The sequence below is a fragment of the Fructilactobacillus sp. X2R1C1 genome, from assembly GCF_059901435.1.
The window spans coordinates 1-437 of the sequence record NZ_JBWXUV010000030.1 but is presented as its reverse complement, the minus strand read 5'-3'; the positions used below and the strand labels follow the sequence as shown (position 1 = coordinate 437).

Annotated in this window: 1 protein-coding gene; it reads right to left on the bottom strand. The window is 53.5% G+C overall.

Features of this window, described 5'->3' with window-relative positions; all coding sequences use genetic code 11:
* Positions 1-437 (bottom strand): amidohydrolase family protein (locus AC6UDG_RS07315; protein WP_500706942.1); only part of this gene is annotated, 437 nt, incomplete at both ends.

Genomic DNA, 437 nt, shown 5'->3' with positions numbered 1-437 from the left:
GACTGAGAGTGACTCGCCCAGTTTCAACCAGTCTGGTGTACAGCAGTGGAAAGGCTGTTTCGATGCCGGTAATCCCGAAAGCCGCATCGTTAAAAGAATTCCCCTTGTCAGAGACGGTGTGAGGGGCGTGGTCGGTCGCAATCATGTCGATGGTGCCGTCCAATAATCCATCTAGTAACGCTTGCCGGTCTTTTTTGGTTCTCAGTGGCGGATTCATCTTGTACATGGGGTCGTCACTGGTAATCATGGAATCGTCTAATAACAGGTGATGCGGGGAAACCTCAGCGGTGACGTGCACACCATCCGCTTTGGCCCGTCGAATCAGTTCCACGCTGCGCGCCGTTGAGACGTGACAGACGTGGTAATGAACACCGCTCATCCGTGCTAGTTCGAGGTCGCGAGCTAGTTGGCTGGTTTCCGTTACTTCAGGAATACCC